Genomic DNA, 26,057 nt, shown 5'->3' on the forward strand with positions numbered 1-26,057 from the left:
ATTGCGGTGTAGAGCGGAACCGTAGCCGATGCGAGGGCCGCCGTCAGATCCCGCTGAACCAATTGTAGCCCTGGTCCTCCCAATAGCCGCCTGGATAGTCGTTGGTGACGAAGATCGCCGCGATGTGCTTGGGACTCTTGAAGCCGAGCTTCGTCGGCACCCGGACCCGTAAGGGGTAGCCGTATTCGGGAGCCAGGGGCTGGCCGGCGAAGTCGAGGGCCAGGATCGTCTGCGGATGCAGGGCGCTCGGCATGTCGAGGCTGCCGTAATAGCGGTCGGCGCATTTGAAGCCGACATACTTCGCCGTGAGGTCGGCGCCGCTTCGCTCCAGGAAGCTCCGCAGCGGCACGCCGCTCCACTGGCCGATCTGGCTCCAGCCCTCGATGCAGATGTGGCGGGTGATCTGGCTCTCCTGCGGCAGGGACCGCAGCTTCGCCAGCGTCCAGGGCGCCTTGTCGGCGACGAGGCCGGAAACCTCGAGCGTCCAGGTCGCCTCGTCGATCTCGGGAATGTTGTCCGGGGGGTAATAGGCGTTGAAGCGGAACGGCGTATCGATCATCGAGGCCGGGTAGGTGGGGGCCAGGGTCGCCGGGTCGAACAGCCATTGCTGGACCCGGTCGTTGGCCCGCGACATGGCCCAGAGCACCCGGTCGGCCAGGGTGCCGTTGCTTCCCGTGGAGAGGTCGCAGCCGGATAGGAGCGTCAGGGCGCCAACCGAGAGGCCGCCGCGCAGGAGCATGCGGCGCTCCAGACTCGCGAGTTCCGGGGCGATGTCCCTGCGCAGGGCCTTCAGCCGGGCGGCGGTATCGGGATCGCGGGTCATCAGCGGACGGTTTCCTCGGAGATGCGAGCACGACCGGTGATCATCGCCAGCAGCGTGCTCGGCACGACCACCACGAGGGCAAGATGCAGGAGGATGAAGGCGCCAAGACCCGCCATGGCGCCGAAATGGACTCGCCGGGCCCACTCGTACCCGCCGAACAGGTTCGCCAGGGTCTGCCACTGTACGGGCTTCCACAGGGCGCAGCCGGAGGCGACGAGGAGCAGGCCCAGCACGATCGCGATCAGGTAGGCGAGTCGCTGGACGGCGTTGTAGCGCCCGATCCGGTGGCTCAGCCGGAGCCGCAGGGCCGCCCGGGCGTCGCGCCAGACCGCGCCGGGGCTGAGGGGCAGGAAGGCGGTGGCGAAGTGCCGGGCGAGGACGCCGTAGGCGATGTAGGCCAGACCGTTCAGGGCGAAGAGCCACATCGCGGCGAAGTGCCAGGCGAGGGCGCCGCCGAGCCAGCCGCCAAGGGTCGCCCATTTCGGGAACACGAAGGGGAAGAGCGGCGACGCGTTGTAGATCGCCCAGCCGCTGAACAGCATGCAGAACACCGCGACCGCGTTGATCCAATGGGTGATCCGCACGACGAGGGGATGGATCACCACGAGTCGCGAGGGTGTTTCGAGGGCGATCGTCAACAGGACCTCAGCAGCTTAGGCCAATATCTCGGGCCGACCCCGCCGGGGGATGCCGGCGGGGCGAGGGAGCAATCACATCGACGGGACGGTGCCGTTGCGGCCGACGATCAGGACGGCAGCATTGAGCTTGCCGTCGGCGCCCGCCTTGGTGAAGGCCACGACCTTGGCGCCCGGCACCATGATGCTCTTCTCGCCCGGATCGACCAGGGTCACGGGCACGTCTTCCGGCACCATCACCTTCTTCTCGCCACCCTGGTACTTGACCAGCAGGGTGCGTCCCTCGGTGCCGGACAGGCTGCCGATGGCGCCGTTGGTCATGGTCGAATTGGAGCCGAGATCCCACGGATAGTGGCCATCGGCGGTGCCGCGGAGCGACGAGGCGAAGACCGTGACCTGCAGGGCCTTCTGGGTGCCGTCAGGCTGCGGGATGGCGGCGGTACCGATGTAGCTCTCCGACTTGATGTCGGACAGCTTGCCGGTGCTGGCGGCCAGGATCTTGGTGTCGTCTCCGAAGATCACGGTTTTGGTCTCACCCATCCGGGGCTTGATCGTCACCGTCGACCCCTCGACGGACTCGATCGTGCCGCGATAGCGCACCACATCGGCGGCGTGCGCTGGCGCGGCGGCAAGCGCGAGGCCGAGCGTCAGGCCGGCCAGCAGCGTCTTCATCATGGCGTTTTTCCTGGTTGATTTTGGGCGGACGCTTTGGGTCCGCCGCCACCCGGCGGCTGCGGGTTTCTGCGAGGCTTTCGACCGAGCTGCAGCCCCGGTTACATCGGCGGAACGGTGCCGTTTTCGCCGACGATCATCCGGTCCGCCACGGCGACGCCGCCGGCATCCGCCTTGGTGAAGGCGACGACCCGGGCGCCCGGCTTGATCTTGCTGACATCGCCAGGCGCAAGCGCCACGACCGGGACGCCCTCCGGCACCGTGATGGTCTTCTCGCCACCCTTGTAGGTCACCGTGATCGTCCGGTCGGTGGTTCCCGAGAGGGCGCCCACCGCGCCGTTGGTCATGGTGTTCTCCTTTTCGAGATCCCACGGATAGTGACCGTCACCGGTTCCACGCATGCTCGGTGCGAAGACCGCGACTTCGAGGGCCTTCAGGGTGCCGTCCGGCTGCGGCGTGGCCGCGGTCCCGATGTAGCTGTCCGGCTGAATGTCGCCGATCTTGGCGCTGTTGGCGGTCGCGACCCGGAGCGAGTCGCCGAGCTTCACCTGCACGGGGGCGCCGAGGCGCGGCTTGATGGTCACGCTCGCGCCGTCCACCGCCTCGATCGTGCCCCGGATACGGACCACGGGCGAATCGGCTCGGACCGGCAGACTGAAAGCGAGGCCGGACAGGGCGAGGGCGACGGTCAGCGACTTCATGCAGAGACTCCTGGCAACCGGCACCGGCCGGCGGTGGAGACGCTGCCTTCCCTTTGTCCAGCGCGCAAGTCAATTGCGCGCGACCCGGATGCGTCAGTGTGCCATCAGCATGGGAATGGCCGCGTGCGTCAGGAGATGGCTCGTCGGGCCACCGAAGATCATCTGGCGCAGCCGGCTCTGGGTATAGGCCCCCTTGATCAGAAGATCGCAGCCGAAGGCTTCGGCCTCCGCGAGATACACCTCGCCCGGCGTGCGTCGTCCGGCCGAGTAGGCCCGGAAATCAGCGGAGATGCCCTCGCACGCGAGGGCGCGCGCAAGGTCCTCGGCTGTCGGGCCCGGGACCGTGCCGCCCTCGACGCTGATGACGCGGATGCGCTGGGCCTGACGGAGGAACGGCATGGCGAAGGCGACGGCCCGGGCGGTCTCGGTCGAGCCGTTCCAGGCGATCAGGATCGCATCCCCGAGGGTGGCTGGGGCGATCGGAGGGGCCAGCAGGATGGGCCGACCGCTCTCGAACAGGGCGGTCTCGAAGGTGGTCATCCGCGGAGCCCCCTCTTCGGTGCCGGGCCGACCCACCACCGTGGCGGTGAACAGGCGGGCATGTTGGCCGAGAAAACCGTCGCCGGCCGGCACGTCGGCCCGCCAGCGATAGCGTGGACCGGCGGCCAGAACCTCCGGATTGCACGGACCCTCGGGGGCCAGGGGAACACCGGCCTTGGTCATGAAGTCGATGAACTGGTTTCCGGCGCGCTCGGCCTCGACCTTGTCCGCCTCTTCGTCGCGCAGCCAGGTCATTCCCCCGACCATGTCGACGGGGACGTACTCCGCGAGGGCAGGGCGGAGGGACACGCCTTCGATAAGGCTGCCGAACCGCCGTGCGGTCAGGATGGCGGTCTCGAAAACGGAGGGCAGAGCATCGTGGAGGGCAACGGGAACGAGCAGGGTCTTCATCGCGGAGCCTTTCTCGCAACGGCACGAATGCCCGTTAGGCTAGTGCGAAACGCGACCTCGGAAAACTCCGATGGCATGACCACACAGGGTTTTCTCCATGGGATCCCATCTCCGGCGAGAAAACCGAGCATCTTAAGCTTACTTGCCGAAAAGCTTGACCGTTTGGAAGATCGACCTCTCGCTTGCGAAGCTGCCGAATAATCCAGTTCGAGATGGGAACTGAAATCATCTTGGGTTGTTGGCCCAGCAATCGTAGCCGGTCAGCGATGCTCTATGCCTATACGCTTCGTAGTGTGTGCTGCCGCTTCTGACTGTTCGCATTGAGGAACGCATGATCAAGAAGACTTTCGCTCTCACGGCTGTCATGGCTGCTCTGTCCGCACCGGCCTTCGCGCAGGGTATGCAGGGTGACTTCCGCATGGAGGCCATGCAGGCCAACGCTTTCGAGATTCAGTCGAGCCAGATCGCACTCAACAAGAGCCGGAATCCGCAGGTTCTGCGCTTCGCCCGCGAGGCGATCCGCGATCACCGCGCCGCCAACGTTGCGCTGGCCGGCGGCGAGGGCAATTATGCGGCCGCTCGCAGCAACGAAGGGCTTGGCGGTCTGGTCACTGCACCGCTCGCCGTGGCCGGTGGTGCCGTCGGTGCCGCGACCGGGATTGCGACCGGTGTGGTCGGCGGTACCCTGAGCGGCGGACCGGTCGGGGGCGTGGAGGGGATCGGAAGCGGTGCGGCTCGCGGTGCCGCCGCCGGTAGCCGTGCCTTCACCGGCGACGTCGATACGACAGCCGGGACCACCCTCGTCCAACCGAACCCGCAGCAGCAGGCGATGCTCTCCGAGCTGTCGCAGACTCCGGCAGGCCCGCGATTCGACCGTCTCTACGGTAGCATGCAGGTCCAGTCGCACGAGATGACGATCGGCATGTTCCGTTCCTACGCCGCCTCGGGCCCGAATCCCGCTCTGCGCGCCCATGCCGAGCAGGCCCTTCCAGTTCTGCAGTCGCATTACCAGATGGCCCAGCGCCTGCCGGGCGCCCGCTGAACCAGCGGGTCTTCAGCTCCGGGACGCGGTTTCCCGGTGAATAACCTGAAAAAAAAGACGTCGAGCCCCGGGGCTCGACGTCTTTTTTCGTATTCGCCAGGGTGGCTGGCGGGTCCTGTCAGGACTGGAAGCAGCCAATCAGCGAGGTCGGGCTGAGGCTGCGCCCCTCGCGGTCGATCGCGGGCTTGAAGACGCCGGTATCCGGATCGCGCAGCAGCAATTCACCGCGCGCGATGCCGAAATGGGCTCCGTGCAGGGCCAGCCGCCCACTCATCACCCGACTGCGCACGAACGGGAAGGTCATCAGGTTTTCGAGGCTCTGCGCGACCATCGCGTATTCGAGCCGGGTCAGGTAGTCCGGCCCGCTCTGATCGCCGGCTTTCTTGGCGGCCGCACCGACGAGCGACACCCACTTGCCGATGAAATCGCCCTTTGAAAGCGGTGCCGAGGGGTTGGCGTAGGCTTTGATGCCGCCGCAGCTGGCATGCCCCAGCACCACGATGTGCTTCACCTCCAGCCCCTGCACGGCGAACTCGATCGCCGCAGAGGTGCCGTGAAAATCACCGCCGGTTTCGCAGGGCGGCACGATGTTGGCGACGTTGCGGATGACGAAGAGTTCGCCCGGTCCGGTATCGAAGATCACTTCCGGCGAGACGCGGCTGTCACAGCAGCTGATCATCAGCACTTCCGGGCTCTGGCCCTGCGCCAGCTTGGCGTAGCGCTTGGCTTCGTCGGGGAGCCGTCCGTCAATGAAGGAGCGGTAGCCGGATTTGAGCGTCTCTGGGAACATGCGGGAATCCTCTGTTGGCGTGTCGGTGGAGGGCTGGCCTTCATGGGGCGTGCCGGCTGAGGGTGATTGCCAGGCAAGGGCAACGGGAGGGGCCGGCATCCGCCCGGCGACGACGTCCCGGGCGACCTGCGCGAGGCCTGCCGGTTCGATCCGCTCGGCGGTGGATTCCAGTTCGTCGAGGGTCCACCAGCGAGTTCCGAGCACGGGATTGTCCTCGGTCTCGGCGAGGCGGCTCGTGTCCACGGTGGCATCGGGCAGGCGGACGACGAAGTAGCGCTCGCGTGCGAAGCGCGGGGTCTTGAACAGGTGGAACGGGCCATCGCAGGATGCGACCTGGGGGCCGATCGCGGCATCGGTCACGCCGATCTCTTCCGAAAGCTCGCGCCGGCAGGCCTCGACATGCGTCTCACCCGGCTCAAGCCCGCCGCCGGGCATGAACCAGAAGGTGCGTGCCTCGGGCGCGGCGGGATCGATCGGGCGCACCGCTTCGTAGGCGATCAGTAGAAGGCGGTCATCGGGATCGAACACCAAGGCTCGGGCGATGTCGCGAACCGGAAGGTTCGGCGTCACGGAGGAGTCCTGCGTCACGATCAACTCCTTGGTTATTCGCTGTCCTTTCCCGCTTTACCAGGGAAATCCAAAGGAGCCAGGGGCGTACCCGTTGGAACGGCCGGCATCCAGATCACGATCGGCAGATCGCGATCGTCTCGTCCTGGCGGATCGGGCAGGGGGATGGCCCGGTTGTCCAGAAGATCGCGGGCCACGACGAGGCCGGCGAGCGCGTCGAGATGATCGTCGGCACCGACACCGGGCGGACGGGCGGCGATCAGGCCCTCCGGAAGGCCCGCAATGGCCAGCAAGGCTCGACGTTCGGCCAGACCCTGCTGGCGCCCCGGTCCCTTCTTTCCAGCCGACAGGCCCCGCCCGCCGTTGAGCCGGCGGAACGCGATCTCGGGATGGACCTCGTGCAGGCGTATGCCCAGTTCGGGCCGGCGATCGAGGAGTGCATCGACCTCACGGATATAGGGCAGGATGTTCCAGCACTGGATCGAGGGCGCGAAGGGCGGCGTGCTGTTCGAGCGGGACAGGGCCTTGGCCTCCGCGTAGGTCGCTGCGTAGACCGCGCACCGGGCCGGCACCGGAAAGACGCTGGCGCGACCCGATCCGAGCATGGCCCGGGCGGCCCGGTCGGCAATGCGTCCGCCGGCGACGACGTGGGTGTCCAGGCCGATCGGAATATCGATCCCGACGCGAAGCGGCGCCTCGGGGGCGTCGAGAAGGTCGGCGACTTGGTCAAAACGCGCGGCGCGGTAGCGCGCCGGGTCGTCGAGATCGAGAAGGACGCCGGCCCAAGCCCCGCGGCAGCCGTCGAGGCCGCCGATCCAGCGCGTCATCGGAGCGACCCTGGATACGGCCACGCGAACCGGATCGAGCTTGGCCCGTTGTCGCTGCTCAAGGCCGCCGCTGCCGGCGACCGCCGAAACAGGACTGCTTTCATGGACATCGCCGTCGACAAGGTCACCGAGATCATCCTGCGGGTTCGGGCCATCGATGTGAAGGAAGGGCCGACTGACCCCGATTCCGGTTCCAATCCCATCGATGACGGCGCCACCGACGTGCTCGTGTCCGGCACCGACGATGCGACCGAAGAGGAGCTGAGCGCCATGATCGGCGCCCTCAACGATGACGAGCGCGCCGACCTGCTCGCCCTTCTCTACATCGGGCGTGGCGACATGGAGCCGGAGGAATGGGCCGACGCGGTCCGGTTCGCCCGCGAGCGCGAAGCGGCCGGGGAGGGCGCCGCCCACGAGATCCTGGGCATCCCCAACGCGGGCGATCTCCTCGATGAGGGGCTCGCCAATCTGGGGATCACGCCGGACCTGCCGCAGGCCTGACGACGAAACAGCCGGACCGGTCCCGCATCAGCGAGACCGGCCCTAGCCCGAGCAGCCGTCCGGGACCTGCAGCGTTTCACGGCTGGCAGGGCAATGCCAGGGCGGTATCGGCGACGAAACCGGCCGTCTCACGCAGGCTTTGCGGCTGCCTCGCATCGAGCGAAACCGCCTCGGCCTCGCGATGGAGTCGGTCGTTGCAGGCACAGGTGGGGATTTCCCCGCGCGGCGGCGAACAGATGTCGTGATGCATGCAGGCGAGATCGAGGGAGTCGATCGGGGGCCTTGGACTCCGATTGCCCGGTCCGCAGTAATTTCCATGGATCAATAGGGTGCCTCGCGCCGGGTCGATGTAGGGCAGGTCCTGGGCCGACACGGGCATCGAGAGCCCGGCCGAGAGGACCGCAGCAAGCGCGAGCGGCGCCACCTGCGAGCGATCGGCTCGAACAGCGTGATCTGGGTCCATCGTCGAAGCCTCGTCTTCGTGATCCACCACCCTCCGTCGAGAAAATGGAGCCGTGGCCCGCGGTGACAAGCGCCCGCGGCGTTTCCCACTGGGAACCGCCACCGACCGACCCCAAGCGTCGCCTTTGGGATTCTGCCCGGACGACTTGCTCGCTCATCTCAGCCGAATGCGCCGGCCGGTCGCAGACGGCGAACCGCAACCGCGAACCGTTGGGGTGCCGGTCGAGGGAGCCGTTACCCCCATCATCCACACCGTTAACCTTTTCTTAACCCGCCGATTGTCGTGCAACGCCGGCCGTGGGACATTCGTTAACAGAAGCTTAACGAGGCCAAGGGCGGTCATGCGGTACGGGTTTTCCCAGCGTTTCTCGGCCCGGACGGTCCGCCGTGCTGCCATCGGCGCCGCCGGCCTGCTCGCCGGCTCCGGCGCCGCTGCGCAGACCCTGGCTTCGCTGCCGACCGTTCCGAGCGCCATCAGCGCCGGTGTCCAGACCCGTCCCATCGCCGCCTGGGTCGATTTCTGCGCGACCTATGCCAGCGAATGCTCCGTGAACACCGCCGAGCCGACCCAGATCACCCTGACGGCGGGGGTCTGGAGCGCCATCGTCGCGGTCAACCGCCGGGTGAACAAGTCTCTGGTGGCCGTCACTGACATGGATCACCTCCATGTCGCCGACCGGTGGGACCTAGCCGAGGACGGCTCCGGCGACTGCGAGGATTTTCAACTCCTCAAGCGCAAGCTCCTGGCCGAGATGGGCCTACCGCGCCGCGCCATGCGGATGACCGTGGTCATCGACGAGAAGGGCGAGGGCCACGCCGTGCTCACCCTCATCACCGACCGGGGCGACATCATTCTCGATAACAAGACGAGTGCGATCCTGCCCTGGCGCCAGACCGGCTACACCTTCATCAAGCGTGAGAGTCAGGATACTGTCGCCTGGGTGTCCCTTGGTCGGGCCATGTCGCCAGTCACCACCGCCAACCGCTGAGTGGTCCCGGTTCGGGATTGTGGACAACGCGATCCTTTAACTCGCGGTTAAGCGTGGTCACGCGAGGGTGCGCCCGTTCGGGAAGCCCCGCCTCATGACGATCCGCCCCACCGCGCTCCTGCTTCTCCTGATGATGTCGTCCGCCGTGGCGCAGGATGGTGCGGCCGTGCCCGATCGCCATGCCGCGTGGCGTTCGTGCCTGCAGCGAAACTTTGCCCTCCAGGCCGCGATCGCCAGCCGCATCATCGCCGCGGATGCTGCGCTGCGGACCTGCCGACAAAGCGAGCAGGCCTATCTCGCCGCTCTGTCGGTCTCACCGTTGGTCGACGGTGACGACGTCGCCCGCGTCCGCCCGGCCCTGCTCCTGCGCGCCAAGGACTGGCTTCTCGACGGCGGACGCCAGCGCCCGCTCTGACGGCCCACGCGCAGATCTCAGCGGAAAGATTTCCGCGGGTCGAAGGCATCCCGCACGGCCTCGCCGGCGAACACCAGCAGGCTCAGCATCACCGCCACGACGAAGAAGCCGGTCAGGCCGAGCCAGGGCGCCTGTATGTTGTCCTTGCCCTGCGCCAGCAACTCTCCGAGCGACGCCGATCCAGGGGGGAGACCGAAGCCGAGGAAGTCGAGCGACGTCAGCGTCCCGATCGATCCGTTGAGGATGAAGGGCAGGAAGGTCAGCGTCGCCACCATCGCGTTGGGCAGCAGGTGCCGGCTCATGATGCGGATGTTCGACAGCCCGAGGGCCCGTGCGGCGCGGACGTACTCGAAGTTGCGGGCTCGCAGGAATTCCGCGCGCACGACGCCCACGAGGGACACCCACGAGAACAGCAGCAGGATACCCAGCAGGATGAAGAAGCCCGGCTCGATGAAGGCCGAGATGATGATGATCAGATAAAGGGTCGGAATTCCGCTCCACACCTCGATGAACCGTTGCAGCGCCAGATCGACCCAGCCGCCGAAATAACCTTGGACCGCTCCCGCAACGACGCCGATCGCCGAGGAGATCAGGGCCAGGATCAGCCCGAACAGCACCGAGATGCGAAAGCCGTAGATGATGCGGGCCAGCACGTCGCGGGTGGTGTTGTCGGTGCCGAGCCAGTGCGTCTCGAGTTCGGAGCACGACTTCCCGACATTCTGGCACTGGGCCTCCGTCAGCATCCAGGTCGGCGGCGACGGGGAGGGGGTCGGCAAGCCGTCGATGATGGTGTCGTAGGAATAGGGGATCGGGGGCCAGATCGCCCAGCCGTGATCGGCGATCTCCTTGCGGGTCTCGGCCGAGCGGTAGTTCGGGCGGGCATAGAACCCCCCGAACTTCTCGTCCGGATAGTCGATCAGGACCGGGAACAGGATCTCGCCCTTGTAGGAAACCACCAAAGGGCGATCGTTCGCGATGAACTCGGCGAACAAGCTGGTGACGAACAGGGCGGAGAAAATCAGGAAGGACCAGTAGCCAAGCCGATTGCGTCGGAAATTGGCGAGCCGTCGCCGATTAAGCGGCGACAGACCGCGGGGCGGCAGCGGCAGGGCGACGGCCTGAGCCCTCTCGGGTCGCGCGACCTCGTTCATCGAGCGCCCCGTTTGCTGCCGCTCACCGAGAGGCCGCTCAGCCGTCGATGCGCGTCGCCGTGCCTTCGATCTCGTTCGGGCGCAGACCGCCATGGCGCTCGAGATGGCGGCGCAGCAGGCGGACGTTGCGGCGATTGGCCTTGAAGGCCGCGTCGAACAGGTCTCCGGCCAGGGGCACCGCTCCGAGCGCTCCATCGGCCGCGATGTTCAGCGCCATCCGGGCGATTAGCCAGCGCGGGGCCCCGAGGCGACGCGCTTCCACCACGATGTAGGAGGCCAGCAGCATTCCTGCCACATCGCCGACCACGGGAACCAGTCCGACCAGGGCGTCGATGCCCACACGCCGATTGAGGCCCGGGATCACGAAGGCGGAATCCATCAGGTGCGCGAACGCCTCCAGGCGCAGCAGCGTCGCCTCCCGATCGTCCGCCTTGGCGCGAAAGCGGGTCGTGGCACCGGCGGTCTGAGTGAAGTCCATGGTCGGGCTCCGGGCGATGCGCGGCGTTGTCATGAACGGTGATGTGGCCCCGGCGTCGCACGCCCGCAAGCGCCGTCTGCACGAACCGTTTCATCGGGCTGCAGGCCGCGCGACGGCCGAGAGCCGGTCGAGGGCCCGGTCCAGGACATCGTCGGCTTTGGCGAAACACAGCCGGACGAGATGGCGCACCGAGGCATCGGGATAGAACGCGCTGATCGGGATCGCGGCGACACCGTGCTGGCGTACCAGCGTGTCGCAGAACGCGACGTCGTCGTCGCAGCCGAGCGGCGCGAGGTCCACATTGAGGAAATAGGTGCCGTGGGAGGGCAGGACACGAAATCCGCGTTCGCTCAAGCCTGCCGTCAGGCGATCGCGGGAGCGCGCGAAGCGGGCGCGCATCGCCGCGAAGGAAGCGTCCTCCTTGGAGAGGCCGTAGGCCACCGCCGTCTGCAGTGCCGGAGGTGTCGTGAAGGTAAGGAACTGGTGGGCATTGGCGACGACGCGCAGGAGGGGGGCGGCCGCCATCACGAAGCCGACCTTCCAGCCCGTGAGGCCGAAGATCTTGCCGGCCGAGCCGATCTTGATGGTCCGGTCGCGCATGCCGGGAAGCACCATCAGGGGGATATGGCGCGCTCCGTCGAAGACGATGTGCTCCCAGACCTCGTCGCAGACCGCGATCACGTCGTGCCGGGTGCAGAAGGATGCGAGCAGCGCCAGATCCTCGCGCCCGAAGATCGTCGCGCTGGGATTGAGCGGATTGTTGAGGATGACGAGCTTCGTCCGGTCCGAAAAGGCCTCCGCGAGGGCCGCCGCATCGAGCCGGAAATGCGGCGGCTGCAGCGGCACGATCCGGGCGATTCCGCCGGCCCGGCGCACCAGCGGCAGGTAGGCGTCATAGAGGGGAGCGAACAGCACCACCTCGTCGCCCGGCGCAATCAGGGCGAACAGCGATGCTGCGATCGCCTCGGTGGCACCCGAGGTCACCATCACCTCGGACATCGGGTCGAGGTCGAGGTCCTCGTGATGCGCGTAATGGGTCGCGATCGCCCGGCGCAACTCGGGCAGGCCCATCATCGGCGGATACTGGTTGTCACCGTGCAGAACCGCCTCGGCCGCTCTCCGGCGGACATCCTCCGGGCCGGGGTCGTCGGGAAAGCCCTGGCCGAGATTGATCGCGTTCAGGTCCCGGGCGAGGCCCGACATGACCGTGAAGATCGTCGTCGGCAGATCGGCAAGGACGGGATTCATGAGACGCTGGGTTCGAAGACAACGGGAATGACGCGGAAGCCGGAGGCGTAGCACGCTCGTCCATCCGGACGAAATGTGCGTCTTCGCACGCCTTCCCCGCCGGTCTGCTCAACGCTACCTGACGATTGTTGACTTTCATCACCCATCACTTAGGTTTCGGTTCACGGCTGGAGCGGCGATCGCCAGCACGGGACTTCGCCCCCTCGTTCCGGACTTGTGTCGTTGCCGCTCCGGTCCGTTACGAGAAGAGGCCGTCGCTCACCCCAGCGACGGCCTCTTTCGTGTCGACTTGAGACTCGCCTTGCGGGGAATTGCCAACCCGCCCGTCTTCTCGCCCGCCGGATGTTCGATCGCCCGTTGCGGGCCCTCGTTGAAGACCGGCGCGCCAGCAATATCGTGGAAACGCGAAGGCCGTACTGGCGTCGTATTGGTCTACTAGAACCCGTCCCATGCCGTGTCGCGACTGCCATGATGACGTGGGACCGGCCGGGGCAACGAATTCCGTATCCCTGCTCGGAAGACGTCCCGCACCGGCCCGTGGTGCGAGCCGGGTGCGACGTTGCCCGATTCTGGGCCGGGGCGCGCGCCGGTCTTGTCTGACATCGACCCGGAGCATCCGTGGTTGCTGTCTCCGCACGAGCGGGCCGGCGGTTCCGAATGGACTGGTGGTCGAATCCGCGTGTCTCGTGAGAGGCCGCCGAATCTCCCGCTCGCAACGCCGGCTGCAACACGCCATGATCGTCACGCCATGAACGAAACCTCGCCCATCCGCACCGAGACAGCGCGCGAGTACCCGGGAACGCTGCCTGGCGACGCGCGCCCGCGGGAGACGCCCGTTGAACCGCCCGTCGGGCGCCGCAGCCGGGCTCGCTTCTGGTTCATCCTGCTCCTGATCCTGGCAGGCGCCGGCTATGCCGGATATCGCTTCTACCTCGCTCCGAAGTCGGAAACTCAGGTCGCTACCGCGCCCGGGCGCGGCAAGGGTTCGGGTGGACGCGGCGGCCACGCAGAGCCGCCCCAGGCGGTCGGCATTGCTACGGTCGCGCCCGGCGACGTCCCGATCGTGCTGGCGGGCCTCGGCACCGTGACGCCGCTCGCCACCGTCACGGTGCGCTCGCAGATCAGCGGCTATCTCACGGAGATCGGCTTTCGCGAGGGTCAGACCGTCAAGAAGGGCGATTTCCTCGCCCAGATCGATTCGCGCCCCTACGAGGCTCAGCTCGCCCAGTACCAGGGCCAACTGATGCGGGATCAGGCGCTGCTGCAGAATTCCAAACTCGATCTCGCCCGCTTCCAGCGGCTCTCTCAACAGGATTCGATCTCGAAACAGAACGTCGACACGCAAGGCGCCCTCGTCAAGCAGAACGAGGGTACGGTGGCGGCCGACCAAGCCCTCGTCGACCAGCAGAAGCTCAATATCACCTACACCCGCATCGTCTCGCCGGTGGAGGGACGCGTCGGCCTGCGCCAGATCGATCAGGGCAACTACATCACGGCTGCCTCGACCAGCATCGTGGTGGTGACGCAGCTCCATCCGATCTCGGTGGTCTTCACCCTGCCGGAGGACGACGTCGCGCGGGTGATGCGCCGCGTGCGCTCCGGCGCCAAGCTCGCCGTCACGGCCTACGACCGGGGTGACACCAACATCATCGCCACCGGTGTCCTCGACACCGTGGACAACCAGATCGATACCACCACCGGCACGGTGAAGCTGCGGGCGATCTTCGAGAATCAGGACGACGCGCTGTTCCCCAATCAGTTCGTCAACGCCAAGCTCGTGGTCGATACCGTGCGCGACGCGCCCATCGTTCCGACCGCGGCGATCCTGCGCGGCACCCCGGGCACCTACGTCTACCTGCTGCAGGGGGACGACAAGGTGGTGGTCCGCCCGGTCAAGCTCGGCGAGGCGGACGGCCCGCGGACGGTGGTCACCGAGGGCTTGAGCGTCGGCGACCGCGTGGTCGTCGACGGCACCGATCGTCTGCGTGACAACGCCCCCGTGCGCATCACCGAGGAGGCCGGCAAGACTCGGACCGGCGCGCCTGGCAATCGCCCGACCGCCGATGGGGCCGCGATGCCGGCCGCCGCGCCGGTGACGGAGGGCGCCAAGCCCGATGCTGTCAAGGCGGATGCCGTCGCGCCCGAAGGCCAGAAACGCGAGCGCCGCCGGCAACGTCCGGCCGAGGCCCAATGAGCCGATGAATCCGTCCCGCCTCTTCATTCTGCGGCCCGTCGCCACCACGCTGTTCATGCTGGCGATCCTGCTGGTCGGCATGGTGTCGTATTTGAACCTGCCGGTCTCGGCGCTGCCGTCGGTCGATTACCCGACGATCCAGATCCAGACCTTCTATCCGGGCGCGAGCCCGGAGGTGATGACCTCGGCGGTGACGGCCCCCCTGGAGCGGCAGTTCGGACAGCTCGCCAACCTCAACCAGATGACGTCGCAGAGTTCGGCCGGCGCCTCCGTCATCACCCTGCAGTTCAGCCTGGATCTCGCCCTCGACATCGCCGAGCAGCAGGTCCAGGCCGCGATCAATGCGGCCGGCAACCTGCTGCCCTCCGACCTGCCGGCGCCCCCGATCTACGCCAAGGTCAACCCGGCCGACGCACCGATCCTGACCCTGGCGCTCACCTCAAAGACCCTGCCGCTCACGGAAGTGCGCGATCTGGCCGAGACGCGACTGGCCCAGAAGATCTCTCAGGTGGCCGGCGTCGGCCTCGTCAGCACCGGCGGTGGGCAGCGCCCCGCCGTACGCATCCGCTTCAACGCTCGCGCCCTGGCGGCCTATGGCCTCAACATCGACGACCTGCGCACCACGGTCACCAACCTCAACGTCAACACCCCCAAGGGGACCATCGACGGGCCGACACAGTCCTATTCCATCAACGCCAACGACCAGATTCGCGACCCGAAGGCCTATGACGATGCGATCATCGCCTACAAGAACGGCGCACCGGTCCGGCTCTCGGACGTCGCCGACGTGGTCAACGGTCCCGAGAACACCAAGCTCGGTGCCTGGATGGACGAGACGCCCGCAGTCATCCTGAACATTCAGCGCCAGCCCGGCGCCAACGTCATCAGTACCGTCGACAAGATCAAGGCGCTGCTGCCCCAGCTTCAGGCGACTCTGCCGGCCGCCATCGGCGTCACCGTGCTTACCGACCGCACCACCACCATCCGTGCCTCGGTCCACGACGTCCAGGTGGAACTGGCGCTGGCCATCGGCCTCGTGGTGCTGGTGATCTTCCTCTTCCTGCGCAGCGTTTCGGCGACCCTGATCCCGAGCCTGTCGGTGCCGCTCTCCCTGATCGGCTCCCTGGCGGTGATGGATCTCTACGGCTTCTCCCTCGACAACCTGTCGCTGATGGCTCTCACCATCGCCACCGGCTTCGTCGTCGACGACGCCATCGTGGTGATCGAGAACATCGCCCGCCACGTGGAGGAGGGCGACTCGCCCTTGGAGGCCGCGCTCAAGGGCAGCCGCGAGATCGGCTTCACCATCATCTCGCTCACGGTCTCGCTAATCGCCGTGCTGATCCCGCTCCTGTTCATGGGCGACGTGGTCGGGCGCCTGTTCCATGAATTCGCCATCACGCTGGCCGCCACCATCATCATCTCGGCGGTGGTCTCGCTCACCCTCGTGCCGATGCTGTGCGCGCGCCTGCTGAAGGCGCACGTGCCCGGTGTCCAGGACCGTCACGAGGGACTCATCGCGCGCAGCGCGCGCCGCTTCATGGACGGAATCATCGCAGGCTATGGCCGCATGCTGCGGGTGGTGCTGCGCCACCAGACGCTAACGCTGATCGTCACCCTCGGTACGATCGCGCTCACCGCCTACCTGTTCGTTGTGATCCCCAAGGGGTTCTTCCCGGTGCAGGATACCGGCGTCATCCAGGGCGTGACCCAGGCCGACCAGACCGTCTCCTACGCGGCGATGGCCGAGCGCCAGCAGAAGCTCGCCGCCATCGTGCTGAAAGACCCGGATGTGCAGAGCCTGTCCTCCTTCATCGGAGTTGACGGCCAGAACGTGACCCTGAATTCCGGACGCTTCCTGATCAACCTGAAGCCGCAGGATCAGCGCATCGCCCGCGCGCCCGAGATCATCGAGCGGCTCAAGGCAGCCACAACCAATGTCGCGGGCATCCGCCTCTACCTGCAATCGGTGCAGGACCTCACCATCGACACGGCGGTCGGGGCGACGCAGTACCAGGTCATCCTGGAGAACCCGAACCTGACCGAGTTCGAGACCTGGGTCCCGCGCTTCGTGCGGGCGCTGCAGGCCTCCCCGCTGCTGATGGACGTGGCAAGCGACCTGCAGGCGAGCGGGCTGGCGGCCTACATCACCATCGACCGCCCCACCGCCGGCCGCTACGGCATCACCCCGGCCACCGTCGACAACGCCCTCTACGACGCCTTCGGCCAGCGCATCATCTCGACCATCTTCACCCAGTCGAACCAGTACCGGGTCATCCTCGAAGCCGATCCCGACCTGCACAAGACCATCGAGAGCCTGGACCACATCTACCTGCCGTCCTCGACCGTGGCCGCAGGCCAGGTCCCGCTCTCGGCGGTGGCGCGGGTGAGCGAACGGCGGGCCCCCTTGCTGATCAGCCATCTCGGCCAGTTCCCCGCCACCACGGTGTCGTTCAACCTCGCCCCCGGAGCAGCCCTCGGCGACGCCGTCACGGCGGTGGAGGCGGCCCGTCAGTCGATCGACCTGCCGCCGAGCTTCCGCGTCGTACCGCAGGGCTCGGTCTTCGCCTTCCAGTCGGCGCTCTCGAACCAGCTCTTCCTGGTGCTGGCCGCCATCGTGACCGTCTATATCGTGCTCGGCGTGCTCTACGAGAGCTTCATCCACCCGATCACCATCCTGTCGACGCTGCCCTCGGCCGGGATCGGGGCGCTGATCGGGCTGATGCTGTTCGGGCTCTCCCTCGACATCATCGCGATCATCGGCATCGTGCTCCTCATCGGCATCGTGAAGAAGAACGCCATCATGATGATCGACTTCGCGCTCCAGGCGGAGCGCGAGGAAGGCATGAGTCCGCGCGACGCGATCTACGAGGCCTGCATTCTGCGCTTCCGGCCGATCCTGATGACGACGCTGGCGGCCCTGTTCGCGGCGGTGCCGCTGATCGTCGGCACCGGCGTCGGCTCGGAACTGCGCCAGCCGCTCGGTATCGTCATCGCCGGTGGCCTCATCGTCAGCCAGGTGCTGACCCTGTTCACCACGCCGGTGATCTACCTCGCCTTCGATCGCCTGGAGCGCCGCCTGTCCGGCCGCCGCGCCGGCGGGGCCGACAGCGTCGAGGCGCTGCCGTGAACGTCTCCGAGCCGTTCATCCGGCGGCCGGTCGCCACCACGCTGCTGACCATCGGCGTGCTGCTTGCCGGCATCTTCGCCTTCCTGAAGCTGCCGGTGGCGCCGCTGCCGCAGGTGGATTTTCCCGTCATCCTGGTCCAGGCGCAGATGGCCGGCGCTTCGCCCGAGACCATGGCAACCACCGTGGCGGCGCCCCTGGAACGCCGCCTCGGCGCCATCGCGGACGTCACCGAGATGACCTCGACGAGTTCGCTGGGTTCGGTCCGCCTCGTCCTGATGTTCGGGCTCAACCGCGACATCGACGGCGCGGCCCGGGACGTCCAGGCGGCGATCAACGCCGCCCGGGCCGATCTGCCGACGGCGCTCCGGTCGAATCCCACCTATCGGAAATTCAACCCGGCCGACGCGCCGATCCTGATCCTGGGCCTGACCTCAGATACCCTGACGCCGGGACAACTCTACGATTCCGCCGCCACGGTGGTGCAGCAGAAGATGTCCCAGCTTCCCGGGGTCGGGAACGTCGATATCGGAGGCTCCTCGCTCCCGGCGGTGCGGGTCGAACTCGATCCGACGGCTTTGTTCAATTACGGGATCGGGCTCGAGGGCATCCGCGCGGCGCTCGCATCCGCCAACGCGAATTCGCCGAAGGGCGCCATCGAGACCGAGACGCGTCACTACCAGCTCTATGCCAACGACCAGGGCCGGGTGGCGGCCGACTACCGGGATCTCGTCGTGGCCTATCGCAACGGCGCCGCCGTGCGTCTCACCGATGTCGGCCAGATCGAGGACTCGGTGGAGGACCGGCGCAACCTCGGGCTCGTCAATGGCAAGCCGGGCGTGATCCTGTTCATCTACAAGCAGCCGGGCTCCAACGTCGTCGACACGATCAAGGGGCTGAAGGCCGCGATCCCGCAGGTGAAGGCGGCGCTTCCGGGCGACATCGACCTCATGGTCACGGGCGACCGCAGCGCCACCATCCGGGCCTCCCTGGCCGAGACCGAGGAGACGCTGCTGATCGCTGTCGTCCTCGTCGTCTTCGTGGTGTTCCTGTTCCTGCGCTCGGGCCGCGCCACGCTGATCCCGGCGGTGGCGGTACCGATCTCCATCGTCGGCACCTACTCGGCGATGTACCTGCTCGATTACAGCCTCAACATCCTGTCGCTGATGGCGCTGATCATCGCCACGGGTTTCGTGGTCGACGACGCCATCGTGGTCCTGGAGAACATCCAGCGCCACATCGAGAAGGGCAGGCCCCGGGTCGAGGCGGCCCTTCTCGGCTCACGCGAAGTCGGCTTCACCGTCATCTCCATGAGCCTGTCGCTCATCGCGGTGTTCCTGCCGATTCTGCTGATGGGCGGCATCGTCGGGCGCCTGTTCCAGGAATTCGCCGTCACGCTGTCGCTGGCGATCCTCATCTCGCTGGTGCTCTCGCTCACCACCACGCCGATGATGTGCGCGCTGCTGCTGCGGCGCGAGGCACCTCATCGGGCCGTGCGGCCGAACGGGTTCGTGCGCGTCCTGGAGGCCGGATTCGACGGGATGCTGAGGGGCTACGAACGCACCCTGCGCATCGCCCTGCGCCATCGTCGTCTGGTGGCCCTCTCGCTGCTCGCGACCGTGGGCCTGAACGTCTACCTCTACATCATCGTGCCGAAGGGCTTCTTCCCCGAGCAGGATACGGGACAGATGATGGGCGGCATCCAAGCCGACCAGCGCATCTCGTTTCAATCGATGAAGCAGAAGCTGGAGCAGGCGACCGCCATCGTGCAGGCCGACCCGGCGGTCGACAGCGTCGTGGGCTTCACCGGCGGGCGCGGCACCAACTCGGCCAACGTCTTCGTGGGCCTCAAGCCCCGGGGCGAGCGCGATTCGATCACCGCCGTGATGGCGCGCCTGCGCCCGAAGCTGTCTCGCGTCGCCGGCGCCCGGCTCTACCTGTTTCCGCGCCAGGATCTGCGCATGGGCGGCCGCCAGAGCTTCGCCCAATACCAGTACACCCTTCAGGGCGACACGGCGGAAGAGCTTTATGCCGCTGCGCCGAAGCTGGTTCAGGCGCTGCAGAAGAACCCGATCTTCGGGGACGTCACCTCGGACCAGCAGGAGGGCGGTCTCGAAAGCCGCCTCGTCATCGATCGGGCCACGGCTTTCCGCTACGGCCTGACTCCGGACAAGATCGACAACACGCTCTACGACGCCTTCGGCCAGCGTCAGGTCTCGACGATCTACAATCCTCTCAATCAATATCACGTCGTGATGGAGATCGCGCCGCGCTACCTCCAGAGCCCCGACACCCTGAAGATGCTTTACGTCTCGACTTCGGGCGGCAAGGCCCGGGGTTCGGCCACCACCAACGCGGTGGCGGGCACGGTGGCGGGTGGCCCGGCCTCCGCGGGCACGGCGGCAACGGCCGATGCGACGGCCGCCAGCATCGCGACCGACTCCGCCCGGAACGCGGCCGCCAACGCCATCGCGGGCGGCAAGGGCGGCGCCTCGTCGAGCGCGCCGGTCTCGAGCGCCAAGGAGACCATGATTCCGCTCTCGGCCTTCGCCCGCCTGGAGACCGGCAACGCGCCTGTGCAGGTGAGCCACCAGGGCCTGTTCGTCGCCACCACGGTCTCGTTCAATCTCGTGCCCGGCAAGAGCCTGTCCGATGCCACCGCCGCCATCGAGCAGGCGATCACCGATCTGCGCCTGCCTGCCACCATCCACGGCGAGTTCGCAGGCTCGGCCAAGAGCTTCCAGGAATCGTCCTCACGCCAGCCCTTGCTGATCCTGGCCGCGCTGCTGGCGGTCTATACGATTCTCGGAATCCTCTACGAGAGCTTCATCCACCCCATCACGATCCTGTCGACGCTGCCCTCGGCCGGCATCGGTGCTCTGCTGGCACTTCTCGTCTCCGGCACCGAATTCACCGTCATCGCGCTGATCGCGGTCTTCCTGCTCATCGGCATCGTCAAGAAGAACGCGATCATGATGATCGACTTCGCCCTCGATGCCGAGCGTACGCACGGAGCCTCCCCGCAGGATGCGATCTTCGAGGCCTGCCTCTTGCGCTTCCGCCCGATCATGATGACAACGCTCGCCGCGATGCTCGGTGCATTGCCCCTTATCCTCGCCGGCGGGGAGGGCTCCGAACTGCGCCGGCCCCTCGGCATCGCCATCGTCGGCGGCCTGATCGTGAGCCAGATCCTGACCCTCTACACCACCCCCGTCGTGTACCTGTATCTCGACCGGCTGCGCCGCCGCGCGCCGGCGGACGGCACCGCGCTGAGCCCGGCCGAATGAGGCTGCGCCCCGAACTTTTGACGACGCTGGGTCTCGCCGGACTCCTCTCCGGCTGCATGGTCGGGCCGGACTATTCGCGTCCCTCGGTGGAGACACCGCTGGCGTTCAAGCAGGGCGGCACCCGCGAGGACAGTGCCGCCTCTGTGGCGAGCCGCAAGGGCTGGCGCCCGGCCGCGCCCAACGACGGGGCCGAGCGCGGCGACTGGTGGCGGGTGTTTCGCGATCCCACCCTCGACCGGTTGATCCGCCTCGTCGACGTCGACAACCAGAGTCTTCGGGCCCAGGTGGCGGCCTACGAGCAGGCACGCGGCTTCGTTGCCCAGGCCCGCGCCGCGCTGTTTCCCACGGTGACCGGCGCCCCCAGCATCTCGCGGTCCCGCACCATCGGCATCGAGCGCACCAACGTGTCGCTCCAGGGGCAGGCGAGCTGGGAACTCGACCTGTTCGGCCGCATCCGCCGCAACATCGAGAGCGAGGTCGCGACCGCCCAGGCCACCGCCGCCGAACTCGCCCTCGTGCGCCTGACGCTGCAATCCGAGCTTGCCACCAACTATCTCACGCTGCGCTACCAGGATTCGCTCCAGCGCGTGCTCAACGAGAATATCGAGGGCTACAAGAGAAGCCTCGCAATCACCGAGAACCAGTACAATGCCGGGGTCGCAGCCCGCTCTGACGTGATCACGGCGCAGACCCAGCTGCAGACCACCCAGGCTCAGGCCATCGCCGTCGGTCTGCAGCGCGCCACCTTCGAACACGCCATCGCGCTGCTGGTCGGCCGGCCACCGTCGGAGCTCAGCCTCCCGGTGGCGCCGCTGGCCGCGCGTCCGCCTGGGGTTCCGGTCGGCATCCCCTCTGGTCTGCTCGAGCGGCGCCCGGACGTGGCCCAGGCGGAACGCAACGTTCAGGCCCAGAGCGAGCAGATCGGTGTCGCCGTGGCGGCGTTCTATCCGACCGTGACGCTGTCGGCCTCGGGCGGCATCTCCGGCAACCCGGCGAACGGTCTGTTCTCGGCCGCAAACCAGGTCTGGTCGGTGGCGGCCGCCGGGTCCGAAGTCTTCTACGACGGAGGCGCGCGCGCGGCAGCCCTGCGCATCACCCGTGCGGCCTACGACGCCAGCGTCGCGAATTACCGTCAAACGGTGCTGACAGCCTTCTCGGAGGTCGAGAACGGACTGGCCGGCGTGCGGATCCTTGCCCGCCAGCAGGTGGCCCAGGACGAGGCCTTGGCCTCCGCCCGCCGCGCCGTGGAGATCACCCTCAACGAGTACCGGGCCGGCACGCAGAACTTCACCACCGTGGTCACCGCGCAGGCGCTCGCCCTCAACAACGAGGTCACGGCCCTCCAGATCCGACTCAACCGCTTCACCACCGCCGTCTCGCTGATCCGCGCCCTGGGCGGTGGCTGGGACGTGCGCAGCCTGCCGACCGGCGAGGAACTGAAGGAAGCCCGGTTGCCGGTGGATTCCGGGCAGGCCGTCCGCATGGACGAGTAGGGGCCGGTGCCGAGCGGTCCGTGGCAGCCTGTGCGATCTGTCACGACCTTGGCCGGAACGTGCCGCGATGCCGCAGGTTGACGAGCGGATTTTGCCGGCGCGCCGCCCGGCAACCGTGAGTGGAGGCCGTGGGCCATGGATCAGACACCCCCCGCCGATGCACCCGAGCCAGAGGCCGTTCCGGCGGCACCGCCCTGCACCCTGGTGATCTTCGGAGCCGGCGGCGATCTCACGAAGCGACTTTTGATGCCGGCCCTGTACAATCTGGCCGCCGGAGGCCTGCTCGATCCGGGATTTCGGGTCATCGGTGTCGACCACAACCCGAACACCGACGAGGGCTGGCGTAAGGATCTGTCCGAGACGATGCAGTCCTTCACCACGGACCGCACCTCGGAATTCCATCCGGAACGCATCGATCCGAAAGCCTGGGGCTTCGTCCGCGAGCGACTGAGCTTCCGCCAGGGCGACTTCACCGCCGCCGAGACCTTTTCGAGCCTCGCGGGTGCGCTGTCCGGCAACGTGATCTTCTATCTCGCCGTTTCGGCTCGCTTCTTCGGCCCGGTCGTCGATGCTCTGGGCGAGGCGGGCCTGCTCAAGGAACAGTCCGGTGCCTTCCGCCGCGTCGTCATCGAGAAGCCGTTTGGCAGCGACCTCGACTCGGCGCGAGCGCTCAACGCGCGCATTCTGAAGCACGGCACGGAGAGCCAGTTCTTTCGCATCGATCACTTCCTCGGCAAGGAGACGGTGCAGAGCATCCTGGCGATCCGCTTCGCCAACGGTCTGCTCGGACCGGTCTGGCACCGCGACCACATCGACCATGTCGAGATCACTGCGGCGGAGACCATCGGCGTCGAGGCCCGCGGTGCCTTCTACGAGCCCACCGGGGCGCTGCGCGACATGGTGCCGAACCACCTGTTCCAGCTCCTCTGCATGGTGGCGATGGAGCCCCCCGCGACCCTCGATGCCGAGGATGTCCGCGATGCGAAGGCCCGGCTGATCCAAGCGGTGCAGCCGGTTCAGCCCGCGCAGGCGGTACGAGGCCAGTACGGCGCCGGTCGGGAGCACGGGCACGCCGTGCCCGGCTACCGCGACGAACCGAACGTCGCCGCGGATTCGCGGACCGAGACCTACGTCGCGCTGAAGCTTTCGATCGACAATCCGCGCTGGAAGGACGTTCCGTTCTACCTCCGCACCGGCAAGCGGATGACCAACCGCGTGACCGAGATCGCACTTCACTTCCGGCCTCCGGCCCGCTCGCCCTTCGCGGCTCCCGATGCGCCCGTGACCCCGGATGTGCTTCGCTTCCGGATCGACCCCGAGCAGGGGATGGATATCGTCATGAACGCCAAGCGGCCCGGGCCGCGACTCGATCTCGGTCGGGTCACCGCTGCGTTCGACTACGGTGACTTCTTCAAGGAAACGCCGAGCGTCGGTTACGAGACGCTGCTCTACGATTGCCTGATCGGCGATGCGACGCTGTTCCAGCGCGCCGACAGCATCGAGGCGGCCTGGGCGGTGGTCGATCCGTTGCTGAAGGCCTGGATCGATGCCCCCGTGGAGTTCTATTCCGCCGGCAGCGACGGGCCGGAAGGTGCGACCGCGTTACTGGCCGCCCAGGGCCATCGGTGGCTACCGCTCGGCGAGGGATGACCGCGTCGCTTTCGATGGTTTCGCGCCCCGGGATGCTGTCGAGATCGGCCGGCCCGCGCCTTGCCTACTGGCCGGCCGGCCCTTGTCCGGTGATCCCGGTTGGAGCTCCGTCAGGGCATCGTGGTGCAGGAGCAGGACTCCGGTGGCGGCGGCGAGCTTTCGCGCCGCTGGCGTGAACCCGGCATTGGAGACCACCGCCGCCATGTCGCCGGACCAGTAATGCAGGGCCGCGGCGATTTCCTGCACGGCGCCATTCCCCACCGGCCGACCATAGCGCTTGCACTGGACCACCAGACGGATGCCGGCCTGCTCGGCAACGATGTCGGCCCCCTGGTCGCCGCTGGCCTGCGTCGCGCGGGCGGCCCAGCCCGCCTCCCGCAGTCGTTCGGCGCAGTAGCGTTCGTAAGCGATGCCGTCTTCTGGCGCCTCACTCTCGTCGGGCAGGTTAATCTCTGATGCGACGCGCTCGATGGTGTCGAGGATTTCGTTCCAGAGGTCGTCGATCGCCGCCCCGAGCCCGCGGGCTTCGAGCTGCGGCACGATGGTGCGCTCGGCGAAATAGGCGCGTTCCCGCTCCCATCCATCGCTGATCAGATTGCCATAGGCATCGACGAAGCATTCCTGCCGCCGGCGGAGCGCAAGCGTCGGCGCGTGCCCGCGCGCGATCCGCCGGATCAGTCGACGGATGCGCCGGGGACGGTCGAGATGGTGGAGAAGGATCGCGACGAGCGCGAGACCCGCACCGATGGCGCCGGGCTGGCCGAACCAGAGGGCGAAGCCCCCTCCCAAGACCGAAGTCCAGAACAGGCGCGCCACGAGACGCGATCGGTCCGACATGATGTGGTTCCAACCCCCGAAGGCGCCGGGGTCATCCGACCGCCGGCCTCATCGAGCCGGACCGTGCCAGCCGCGGGTTGCGCGTTCTCTAACGGGGTCGGATTGGCCGCCAGGAATTCCGTCCCGGCGTCTGAAGATGCGGTGCCCGAATACAGGGCGAAGAGGTACAGAGCGCGCCCTTCCTCTTCGAAGACCGGTCTGGTCCAAGAAAAAAGCGGCATTTCACACGAGCCTGGACGCTCCATCGCCCGATTGGTCACTCGCTGTGGATAACGCCGCAGAGGCGGGAGCGTGATGCTCCGGCCTCTGCGCTGCGCCTTTCCGGCGCGGTCGCTTGCGATCCGGCTCAGGCCTGAGCGGCGAGGCGCGGACGACGTCCGCGCGGGAGCGGTGCGGCCTTGGCTTCGATGTCGACGAGGACGTTGTCCTGCTTCCGGCGCTGCTGGCCCAGACCCATGTTCTTGGCCAGTTCCGAACGGGCGGCGGCATAGTTCGGCGCAACCATCGGATAGTCGCTCGGGAGACTCCACCGGGTGCGATACTGCTCGGGCGTCATCTCGTAGCGCGTCCGAAGATGGCGCTTCAGCGACTTGAACTTCTTACCGTCTTCCAGACAGACGATGTAGTCCGGGGTGATGGACCGCTTGACCGAAACGGCCGGGGTCAGCGGCTCGACCTTCTCTTCGACGCCGGACTGATTCAGCTTGCCGAGGGTCGCGTGAATAGACGCGATCAGGGCCGGCAGGTCCGCGATCGGAACTGAGTTGTTGCTTACGAACGCAGACACGATGTCTGCCGCAAGTTCGATGTAGTCGGGCAGGATTTCCGTCTCAGCACTCATTACCTGATCTCTCAATGCGCTTGTGAAGGTTGCGGACCCCGGTGGGAAGCTGCCGCCGGGGAGGTTTGACAAGGGGCGTCATGGTTGTGACTTGCTTCTAGCTATGATGACGCAAAGAAAAAGGCAAGAGGCTGTTTAGGTCTCGCATGGATAGACCGCGGCATTTGCTAGTGAACTGGAATAGACCACCAACTGCATGCATTCTGAGAAACCGGCCTGGATTGGTCCAAAATTCTGCAGAACTACACAGATGCCCGTTGAGGGCTGTGAACGGTTCTGACGGGCGGGCATTTCGCTCGCAACGAATTTTGACGGGGTCGTTGATAGCGATCTGTTACAGATCAAAAGCGGGGTTCGATCTGACCGCAAACGGACC

At 67.0% G+C, this 26,057-nt stretch carries 22 protein-coding genes and 1 pseudogene; 9 read left to right on the plus strand and 14 right to left on the minus strand.

The genetic code is table 11. The features are described 5' to 3' along the window. Positions 1-43: 43 nt before the first annotated feature. From ASF60_RS01460 to ASF60_RS01480, 5 genes are all read right to left on the minus strand, one after another. Entirely contained in the window at positions 44-823 is a 780-nt protein-coding gene (locus tag ASF60_RS01460; protein WP_056179145.1) for a molybdopterin-dependent oxidoreductase, read from the minus strand. Further along, a complete protein-coding gene (locus ASF60_RS01465; protein ID WP_156633768.1) occupies positions 823-1,455 on the minus strand; it encodes a cytochrome b/b6 domain-containing protein in 633 nt (210 codons plus the stop codon). Before ASF60_RS01465 ends, ASF60_RS01460 begins: the two co-directional genes overlap by 1 nt. A 78-nt stretch (positions 1,456-1,533) precedes the next feature. Continuing rightward, positions 1,534-2,133 (minus strand): hypothetical protein, encoded by a 600-nt coding sequence (locus tag ASF60_RS01470; protein WP_056179151.1) that lies wholly within the window; start codon positions 2,131-2,133, stop codon positions 1,534-1,536. Positions 2,134-2,231: 98 nt separating this feature from the next. Beyond that, on the minus strand, positions 2,232-2,831 hold the full coding sequence (locus ASF60_RS01475; protein ID WP_056179155.1) for a hypothetical protein: 600 nt from the start codon (positions 2,829-2,831) through the stop codon (positions 2,232-2,234). A gap of 93 nt (positions 2,832-2,924) precedes the next feature. Next, the gene (locus ASF60_RS01480; protein ID WP_056179158.1) at positions 2,925-3,782 is read right to left on the minus strand and encodes a universal stress protein; all 858 of its coding nucleotides are present in this window, start codon (positions 3,780-3,782) and stop codon (positions 2,925-2,927) included. Positions 3,783-4,113: 331 nt separating this feature from the next. Here ASF60_RS01480 and ASF60_RS01485 point away from each other — a divergent pair, with 331 nt between their 5' ends. Next, positions 4,114-4,824, plus strand: a complete 711-nt coding sequence (locus ASF60_RS01485) for a DUF4142 domain-containing protein (RefSeq protein ID WP_056179161.1) — start codon at positions 4,114-4,116, stop codon at positions 4,822-4,824. A 118-nt stretch (positions 4,825-4,942) separates the two neighbouring features. On the opposite strand, the gene ASF60_RS01490 is transcribed toward ASF60_RS01485, so the two are convergent. The 3 genes and pseudogenes from ASF60_RS01490 to ASF60_RS01495 all read right to left on the minus strand — a co-directional run bounded on the left by ASF60_RS01490 (position 4,943) and on the right by ASF60_RS01495 (position 7,008). Next, complete coding sequence (locus ASF60_RS01490; protein WP_056180022.1) at positions 4,943-5,614, minus strand: carbonic anhydrase; 672 nt, start codon at positions 5,612-5,614, stop codon at positions 4,943-4,945. A gap of 66 nt (positions 5,615-5,680) precedes the next feature. Beyond that, a pseudogene (locus ASF60_RS23335) lies at positions 5,681-6,202 on the minus strand (NUDIX hydrolase); the annotation flags it as partial. Positions 6,203-6,216: 14 nt separating this feature from the next. After that, positions 6,217-7,008: a DUF429 domain-containing protein gene (locus tag ASF60_RS01495; protein WP_056179164.1), complete on the minus strand. Its 792-nt coding sequence runs from the start codon at positions 7,006-7,008 to the stop codon at positions 6,217-6,219. A 102-nt stretch (positions 7,009-7,110) separates the two neighbouring features. On the opposite strand from ASF60_RS01495, the gene ASF60_RS01500 reads away from it, so the two are divergent. Further along, a complete protein-coding gene (locus tag ASF60_RS01500) occupies positions 7,111-7,509 on the plus strand; it encodes a DUF3775 domain-containing protein (protein WP_056180025.1) in 399 nt (132 codons plus the stop codon). Positions 7,510-7,585: 76 nt separating this feature from the next. On the opposite strand, the gene ASF60_RS01505 is transcribed toward ASF60_RS01500, so the two are convergent. Then, positions 7,586-7,972 carry a hypothetical protein gene (locus tag ASF60_RS01505; protein ID WP_056179167.1) on the minus strand — a complete coding sequence of 129 codons (387 nt, stop codon included), beginning with the start codon at positions 7,970-7,972 and terminating at the stop codon, positions 7,586-7,588. A 340-nt stretch (positions 7,973-8,312) separates the two neighbouring features. Between ASF60_RS01505 and ASF60_RS01510 the strand changes: the two genes are divergently transcribed. Beyond that, positions 8,313-8,960: a transglutaminase-like cysteine peptidase gene (locus ASF60_RS01510; protein ID WP_056179170.1), complete on the plus strand. Its 648-nt coding sequence runs from the start codon at positions 8,313-8,315 to the stop codon at positions 8,958-8,960. A 94-nt stretch (positions 8,961-9,054) separates the two neighbouring features. Continuing rightward, positions 9,055-9,375, plus strand: coding sequence for a hypothetical protein (locus ASF60_RS01515; RefSeq protein ID WP_056179174.1), 321 nt, complete (start codon positions 9,055-9,057; stop codon positions 9,373-9,375). Positions 9,376-9,392: 17 nt separating this feature from the next. Here the strand turns inward: ASF60_RS01515 and ASF60_RS01520 are convergent, their stop codons facing one another. From ASF60_RS01520 to ASF60_RS01530, 3 genes are all read right to left on the minus strand, one after another. Beyond that, complete coding sequence (locus ASF60_RS01520) at positions 9,393-10,526, minus strand: ABC transporter permease (protein WP_056179177.1); 1,134 nt, start codon at positions 10,524-10,526, stop codon at positions 9,393-9,395. A gap of 37 nt (positions 10,527-10,563) precedes the next feature. Beyond that, the gene (locus tag ASF60_RS01525) at positions 10,564-11,004 is read right to left on the minus strand and encodes a DUF4112 domain-containing protein (protein WP_056179180.1); all 441 of its coding nucleotides are present in this window, start codon (positions 11,002-11,004) and stop codon (positions 10,564-10,566) included. Positions 11,005-11,094: 90 nt separating this feature from the next. Beyond that, positions 11,095-12,252 (minus strand): aminotransferase, encoded by a 1,158-nt coding sequence (locus tag ASF60_RS01530; RefSeq protein ID WP_056179183.1) that lies wholly within the window; start codon positions 12,250-12,252, stop codon positions 11,095-11,097. A gap of 748 nt (positions 12,253-13,000) precedes the next feature. On the opposite strand from ASF60_RS01530, the gene ASF60_RS01535 reads away from it, so the two are divergent. The 5 genes from ASF60_RS01535 to zwf all read left to right on the plus strand — a co-directional run bounded on the left by ASF60_RS01535 (position 13,001) and on the right by zwf (position 24,003). Continuing rightward, positions 13,001-14,446 carry an MdtA/MuxA family multidrug efflux RND transporter periplasmic adaptor subunit gene (locus ASF60_RS01535; protein WP_056179186.1) on the plus strand — a complete coding sequence of 482 codons (1,446 nt, stop codon included), beginning with the start codon at positions 13,001-13,003 and terminating at the stop codon, positions 14,444-14,446. Between the two features lie 4 nt (positions 14,447-14,450). Beyond that, complete coding sequence (locus ASF60_RS01540) at positions 14,451-17,576, plus strand: MdtB/MuxB family multidrug efflux RND transporter permease subunit (RefSeq protein ID WP_056180028.1); 3,126 nt, start codon at positions 14,451-14,453, stop codon at positions 17,574-17,576. Next, on the plus strand, positions 17,573-20,860 hold the full coding sequence (locus ASF60_RS01545; protein ID WP_056179189.1) for an efflux RND transporter permease subunit: 3,288 nt from the start codon (positions 17,573-17,575) through the stop codon (positions 20,858-20,860). The genes ASF60_RS01540 and ASF60_RS01545 overlap by 4 nt, the downstream gene beginning before the upstream one ends. Continuing rightward, positions 20,857-22,353, plus strand: coding sequence for an efflux transporter outer membrane subunit (locus tag ASF60_RS01550; protein WP_056179192.1), 1,497 nt, complete (start codon positions 20,857-20,859; stop codon positions 22,351-22,353). The genes ASF60_RS01545 and ASF60_RS01550 overlap by 4 nt, the downstream gene beginning before the upstream one ends. Before the next feature lie 135 nt (positions 22,354-22,488). Continuing rightward, on the plus strand, positions 22,489-24,003 hold the full coding sequence (gene zwf / locus ASF60_RS01555) for a glucose-6-phosphate dehydrogenase (RefSeq protein ID WP_056179195.1): 1,515 nt from the start codon (positions 22,489-22,491) through the stop codon (positions 24,001-24,003). Here the strand turns inward: zwf and ASF60_RS01560 are convergent. Next, positions 23,983-24,840 carry a restriction endonuclease gene (locus ASF60_RS01560; RefSeq protein ID WP_082507679.1) on the minus strand — a complete coding sequence of 286 codons (858 nt, stop codon included), beginning with the start codon at positions 24,838-24,840 and terminating at the stop codon, positions 23,983-23,985. The two genes, zwf and ASF60_RS01560, sit on opposite strands and share 21 nt — an antisense overlap. A gap of 346 nt (positions 24,841-25,186) precedes the next feature. Beyond that, positions 25,187-25,681 (minus strand): MucR family transcriptional regulator, encoded by a 495-nt coding sequence (locus ASF60_RS01565; RefSeq protein ID WP_056179200.1) that lies wholly within the window; start codon positions 25,679-25,681, stop codon positions 25,187-25,189. Positions 25,682-26,057: the final 376 nt, after the last annotated feature.

It is taken from the genome of Methylobacterium sp. Leaf113 (assembly GCF_001423325.1).
Lineage (GTDB): Bacteria > Pseudomonadota > Alphaproteobacteria > Rhizobiales > Beijerinckiaceae > Methylobacterium.